This is a genomic window from Vibrio sp. 2134-1, assembly GCF_033339495.1.
The window spans coordinates 1-6232 of the sequence record NZ_JAWOUS010000052.1; the positions used below are offsets into that span (position 1 = coordinate 1).

5 protein-coding genes and 2 pseudogenes are annotated in these 6232 nt (G+C 55.7%); all 7 read left to right on the top strand.

The window, feature by feature from the left end; translation table 11 throughout:
• Positions 1 to 1165, top strand: a 1165-nt coding sequence (locus tag R7R78_RS23520; protein WP_000320694.1) for an IS91-like element ISVsa3 family transposase, incomplete at its 5' end; no start/stop codon positions are given.
• A 345-nt stretch (positions 1166 to 1510) separates the two neighbouring features.
• Complete coding sequence (locus tag R7R78_RS23525; protein WP_086371372.1) at positions 1511 to 2023, top strand: dihydrofolate reductase; 513 nt, start codon at positions 1511 to 1513, stop codon at positions 2021 to 2023.
• 82 nt (positions 2024 to 2105) lie between these two features.
• A pseudogene (locus tag R7R78_RS30020) lies at positions 2106 to 2441 on the top strand (toprim domain-containing protein); the annotation flags it as partial.
• Positions 2442 to 2454: 13 nt separating this feature from the next.
• Positions 2455 to 3483: pseudogene (locus R7R78_RS23530) on the top strand (IS91-like element ISVsa3 family transposase); the annotation flags it as partial.
• 30 nt (positions 3484 to 3513) lie between these two features.
• The gene (locus R7R78_RS23535) at positions 3514 to 4398 is read left to right on the top strand and encodes a DUF3363 domain-containing protein (protein WP_001447541.1); all 885 of its coding nucleotides are present in this window, start codon (positions 3514 to 3516) and stop codon (positions 4396 to 4398) included.
• A gap of 216 nt (positions 4399 to 4614) precedes the next feature.
• Complete coding sequence (gene floR / locus R7R78_RS23540) at positions 4615 to 5829, top strand: chloramphenicol/florfenicol efflux MFS transporter FloR (RefSeq protein ID WP_000214122.1); 1215 nt, start codon at positions 4615 to 4617, stop codon at positions 5827 to 5829.
• 27 nt (positions 5830 to 5856) lie between these two features.
• Positions 5857 to 6162: a LysR family transcriptional regulator gene (locus R7R78_RS23545; protein ID WP_001255015.1), complete on the top strand. Its 306-nt coding sequence runs from the start codon at positions 5857 to 5859 to the stop codon at positions 6160 to 6162.
• The last annotated feature ends 70 nt before the right edge of the window (positions 6163 to 6232 follow it).

The following is a 6232-nucleotide window of genomic DNA, read 5'->3' on the forward strand; positions in this document are numbered from 1 at the left end:
GGTTGATGAAGTACTGCCTGAACAACCCATGCGTCAGTGGGTGTTGAGCTTCCCGTTTCAGCTGCGTTTCCTGTTTGCCAGCCGGCCCGAGATCATGGGGTGGGTGCTGGGCATCGTTTACCGCGTCATTGCCACGCACCTGGTCAAGAAAGCGGGCCATACCCACCAAGTGGCCAAGACGGGCGCGGTCACCCTGATCCAGCGTTTTGGATCGGCGCTCAATCTGAATGTTCACTTCCACATGCTGTTTCTCGACGGTGTGTATGTCGAGCAATCCCACGGCTCAGCGCGTTTCCGCTGGGTCAAGGCGCCGACCAGCCCAGAGCTCACCCAGCTGACGCACACCATCGCCCACCGGGTGGGTCGCTATCTGGAACGGCAAGGCCTGCTGGAACGGGATGTCGAAAACAGCTATCTGGCCTCGGATGCGGTGGATGACGACCCGATGACACCCCTGCTGGGGCACTCGATCACTTACCGTATCGCTGTCGGTTCACAGGCGGGGCGAAAGGTGTTCACTTTGCAAACTCTGCCGACCAGTGGTGATCCGTTCGGTGACGGGATTGGCAAGGTAGCCGGGTCCAGCCTGCACGCCGGCGTGGCGGCCAGGGCCGATGAACGCAAGAAGCTCGAACGGCTGTGCCGGTACATCAGCCGCCCGGCGGTATCCGAGAAGCGGCTGTCGTTAACACGAGGCGGCAACGTGCGCTACCAGCTCAAGACGCCGTACCGGGACGGCACCACGCACGTCATTTTCGAACCATTGGATTTCATTGCAAGGCTGGCCGCCCTGGTACCGAAGCCCAGAGTCAACCTAACCCGCTTCCACGGGGTGTTCGCACCCAACAGTCGGCACCGGGCGTTGGTCACGCCGGCAAAACGGGGCAGGGGCAACAAGGTCAGGGTGGCTGATGAACCGGCAACACCAGCACAACGGCGAGCGTCGATGACATGGGCGCAACGGCTCAAGCGTGTTTTCAATATCGACATCGAGACCTGCAGCGGCTGCGGCGGCGCCATGAAAGTCATCGCCTGCATTGAAGACCCTATAGTGATCAAGCAGATCCTTGATCACCTGAAGCACAAAGCCGAAACCAGCGGGACCAGGGCGTTACCCGAAAGCCGGGCGCCACCGGCTGAGCTGCTCCTGGGTCTGTTTGACTGACGAGCCTGAAGGCCAACGATACCAATCAAAATGCTGCGTTCACAGCGCCGCGGCAGGGATCCGCCGTGCTGGTTGTCGGAAAAGGAGCCGCTAGTGGGAAAGAGGAGGGTAAATTTTCAGCGTTGCTGGCTCCCCGTCAGCCGGATTGGGTTGCATCGCAGGGGTGTCGAAAGAGTCAACTGCGGTCCAAAGCTGTTGGACTTGGGTGAAAAGGGCGTTTATTCTTCCTATACGTATGATTCAAACTGCAGATGAGTTACATTTGAAAGAAAAGGTGAAAAAACCAATTGAGAAATTATTGCATGTGCTTAATGCCTCAAATAAAAAATTAATTATTCAATACCGATCATTATGAAACTATCATTAATTGTTGCCATGGATAAAAATTTTGGCATTGGTAAAGACAACGATTTGTTATGGAAATTGCCGGCTGATATGAAATTCTTTAAAGAAACTTCAACAGGTCATGTAGTAATAACCGGACGTAAAAATTATGAATCTATTCCTGAGAAATTTAGACCCTTGCCAAATCGTGAAAATGCCGTTTTAACTCACCAAATCGGCTATCAAGCACCAGGAGCTCATGTCTTTTTTTCACTTACTGAATGTTTAGAGTTCTATAAAAATGAAACCGAAAGAACTGTTTTCATCATTGGTGGGGGACAAATTTATGCAGAAGTTATGCAGCGAAACATCCTTCAAGAAATGTATATCACACAAGTAGATGGAGTGTTTGACGCAGATACTTTTTTTCCTAAATTTTCTGAATCTGAGTGGAATAGTGAAACTGTACTGAAACAGGGTATTGATGAAAAACACGCTTTTGCTTTTGAAATAAAAAAATATACACGTAAATAACTCTAAAACTTACTGTTTTTGTTGAAATGTTTTGTATGTAACGGTTTCAAAACTTCAACGACCTTACTAACTTTGCCTCCTTATGATTTTATGTATAGCTGAAAAACCTTCTGTGGCAAAAGATATTGCCGAAGTAATTGGTGCAAAACAACGCAACAACGGCTTTTATGAAGGAAATGGCTATTGGGTAACCTGGACTTTTGGCCATCTGTGTACATTGAATGAACCCCATGATTACAAAGAAAATTGGAAATACTGGAAATTGGAAGATCTGCCAATTGTACCTAAAAAATTTGGCATTAAACTAATTGATAACGATGGAGTAAAAAGGCAATTTGCTGTTATTGAAAAATTGGTAGCATCTTGTTCTGAAGTCATCAATTGCGGGGATGCCGGGCAGGAAGGGGAGTTGATACAAAGATGGGTATTGGCACCTGGTCAAGAAAGCGGGCCATACCCACCAAGTGGCCAAGACGGGCGCGGTCACCCTGATCCAGCGTTTTGGATCGGCGCTCAATCTGAATGTTCACTTCCACATGCTGTTTCTCGACGGTGTGTATGTCGAGCAATCCCACGGCTCAGCGCGTTTCCGCTGGGTCAAGGCGCCGACCAGCCCAGAGCTCACCCAGCTGACGCACACCATCGCCCACCGGGTGGGTCGCTATCTGGAACGGCAAGGCCTGCTGGAACGGGATGTCGAAAACAGCTATCTGGCCTCGGATGCGGTGGATGACGACCCGATGACACCCCTGCTGGGGCACTCGATCACTTACCGTATCGCTGTCGGTTCACAGGCGGGGCGAAAGGTGTTCACTTTGCAAACTCTGCCGACCAGTGGTGATCCGTTCGGTGACGGGATTGGCAAGGTAGCCGGGTCCAGCCTGCACGCCGGCGTGGCGGCCAGGGCCGATGAACGCAAGAAGCTCGAACGGCTGTGCCGGTACATCAGCCGCCCGGCGGTATCCGAGAAGCGGCTGTCGTTAACACGAGGCGGCAACGTGCGCTACCAGCTCAAGACGCCGTACCGGGACGGCACCACGCACGTCATTTTCGAACCATTGGATTTCATTGCAAGGCTGGCCGCCCTGGTACCGAAGCCCAGAGTCAACCTAACCCGCTTCCACGGGGTGTTCGCACCCAACAGTCGGCACCGGGCGTTGGTCACGCCGGCAAAACGGGGCAGGGGCAACAAGGTCAGGGTGGCTGATGAACCGGCAACACCAGCACAACGGCGAGCGTCGATGACATGGGCGCAACGGCTCAAGCGTGTTTTCAATATCGACATCGAGACCTGCAGCGGCTGCGGCGGCGCCATGAAAGTCATCGCCTGCATTGAAGACCCTATAGTGATCAAGCAGATCCTTGATCACCTGAAGCACAAAGCCGAAACCAGCGGGACCAGGGCGTTACCCGAAAGCCGGGCGCCACCGGCTGAGCTGCTCCTGGGTCTGTTTGACTGACGAGCCTGAAGGCCAACGATACCAATCAAAATGCTGCGTTCACAGCGCCGCGGCAGGGATCCGCCGTGCTGGTTGTCGGAAAAGGAGCCGCTAGTGGGAAAGAGGAGGGTAAATTTTCAGCGTTGCTGGCTCCCCGTCAGCCGGATTGGGTTGCATCGCAGGGGTGTCGAAAGAGTCAACTGCGGTCCAAAGCTGTTGGACTTGGGTGAAAAGGGCGTTTATTCTTCCTATACGTGCCGCGTTCCAGGCGGCGACTATGAGGGCTATGTCGATGCCCATGTGCGCCGGCTGGAGGCGCTACGCCGGGCCGGTATCGTCGAGCGGATCGACGCCGACCAATGGCGCATCCCCGATGATCTGGTCAGCCGTGCCGCCGCCCATGACGCCGGCCGAGACAGTCAGGCCAGCGTTCGCGTCCTTTCCCCGGTCGATCTGAACAAACAGATCGGATCGGACGGCGCGACCTGGCTGGACCGGCGGCTGATCCACGGCGAGACGGCCGACCTTGCGCCAACCGGCTTCGGGCAACAAGTCCGCGAAGCCATGGACCAGCGCCGCGAGCACCATATCGAACAGGGCGACGCCACCCGCAGCCGGGACAGCCGCGTCTTCTACCGGCGCAACCTTCTCGCCATCCTGCGGGAGCGCGAGGTAGCCGGCGTCGGATCGGATATGGCTTTGAGTAAGGGCCTGCCGTTCCGCGCCGCCACGGACGGCGAGAGCGTCAGCGGCAAGTTTACCGGAACCGTGCATCTATCGAGCGGCAAGTTCGCCGTGGTCGAGAAATCCCATGAGTTCACCCTTGTCCCGTGGCGGCCGATCATCGACCGCCAACTCGGCCGCGAGGTTATGGGCATCGTGCAGGGCGGGTCGGTGTCGTGGCAGTTAGGGCGGCAGAGGGGGCTGGAACGCTGAGTGCGCCCATGCCGCATTGCGAAGCAAAAGATAATCGGATAAAATGTAGCAATTCATATTCGTAAGCGTGGAGTAATCAGATGGGAAATTCCAAGTCAGCAGACAAGTAAGCCGCAACAACCAGTATTGTTGTTGCGGCGCTCTGTAAGGCTAGTCTCATCTGATTGCTGACGAGCAGACGTCGCCCGGTATTCCTTAATCGAGGGTTGATTCGTCATGACCACCACACGCCCCGCGTGGGCCTATACGCTGCCGGCAGCACTGCTGCTGATGGCTCCTTTCGACATCCTCGCTTCACTGGCGATGGATATTTATCTCCCTGTCGTTCCAGCGATGCCCGGCATCCTGAACACGACGCCCGCTATGATCCAACTCACGTTGAGCCTCTATATGGTGATGCTCGGCGTGGGCCAGGTGATTTTTGGTCCGCTCTCAGACAGAATCGGGCGACGGCCAATTCTACTTGCGGGCGCAACGGCTTTCGTCATTGCGTCTCTGGGAGCAGCTTGGTCTTCAACTGCACCGGCCTTTGTCGCTTTCCGTCTACTTCAAGCAGTGGGCGCGTCGGCCATGCTGGTGGCGACGTTCGCGACGGTTCGCGACGTTTATGCCAACCGTCCTGAGGGTGTCGTCATCTACGGCCTTTTCAGTTCGATGCTGGCGTTCGTGCCTGCGCTCGGCCCTATCGCCGGAGTATTGATCGGCGAGTTCTTGGGATGGCAGGCGATATTCATTACTTTGGCTATACTGGCGATGCTCGCACTCCTAAATGCGGGTTTCAGGTGGCACGAAACCCGCCCTCTGGATCAAGTCAAGACGCGCCGATCTGTCTTGCCGATCTTCGCGAGTCCGGCTTTTTGGGTTTACACTGTCGGCTTTAGCGCCGGTATGGGCACCTACTTCGTCTTCTTCTCGACGGCTCCCCGTGTGCTCATAGGCCAAGCGGAATATTCCGAGATCGGATTCAGCTTTGCCTTCGCCACTGTCGCGCTTGTAATGATCGTGACAACCCGTTTCGCGAAGTCCTTTGTCGCCAGATGGGGCATCGCAGGATGCGTGGCGCGTGGGATGGCGTTGCTTGTTTGCGGAGCGGTCCTGTTGGGGATCGGCGAACTTTACGGCTCGCCGTCATTCCTCACCTTCATCCTACCGATGTGGGTTGTCGCGGTCGGTATTGTCTTCACGGTGTCCGTTACCGCGAACGGCGCTTTGGCAGAGTTCGACGACATCGCGGGATCAGCGGTCGCGTTCTACTTCTGCGTTCAAAGCCTGATAGTCAGCATTGTCGGGACATTGGCGGTGGCACTTTTAAACGGTGACACAGCGTGGCCCGTGATCTGTTACGCCACGGCGATGGCGGTACTGGTTTCGTTGGGGCTGGTGCTCCTTCGGCTCCGTGGGGCTGCCACCGAGAAGTCGCCAGTCGTCTAACCGACGACTGGTAGCAGGCCCGCTCCGATGCGGCGCACTAACCATCGAAACCTCGTGAATGTCGGTATCCTGTCTGGCAGGATACCGCTCATTTCCCTTGTTCAGTTCATCGCCGTCGCCGAGCATCTGAATTTTCGGCATGCGGCCAAGGCACTTGGTATCAGCCAGTCGAGCGTCAGCGCGCGTGTGAAAGCGCTGGAGGATAACCTTGGTGTCCTGCTATTTGAGCGCCATGCGCGGGGCGTTCGGCTAACAGACGCAGGCAGGCACTTCATGGAGCGTGTCACGGCGGGTGTCGATCAACTCGATCACGCAGTGAAGACCGCGGAGTGACGGGCACTGGCTGGCAATGTCTAGCAACGGCAGGCATTTCGGCTGAGGGTAAAAGAACTTTCCGCTAAGC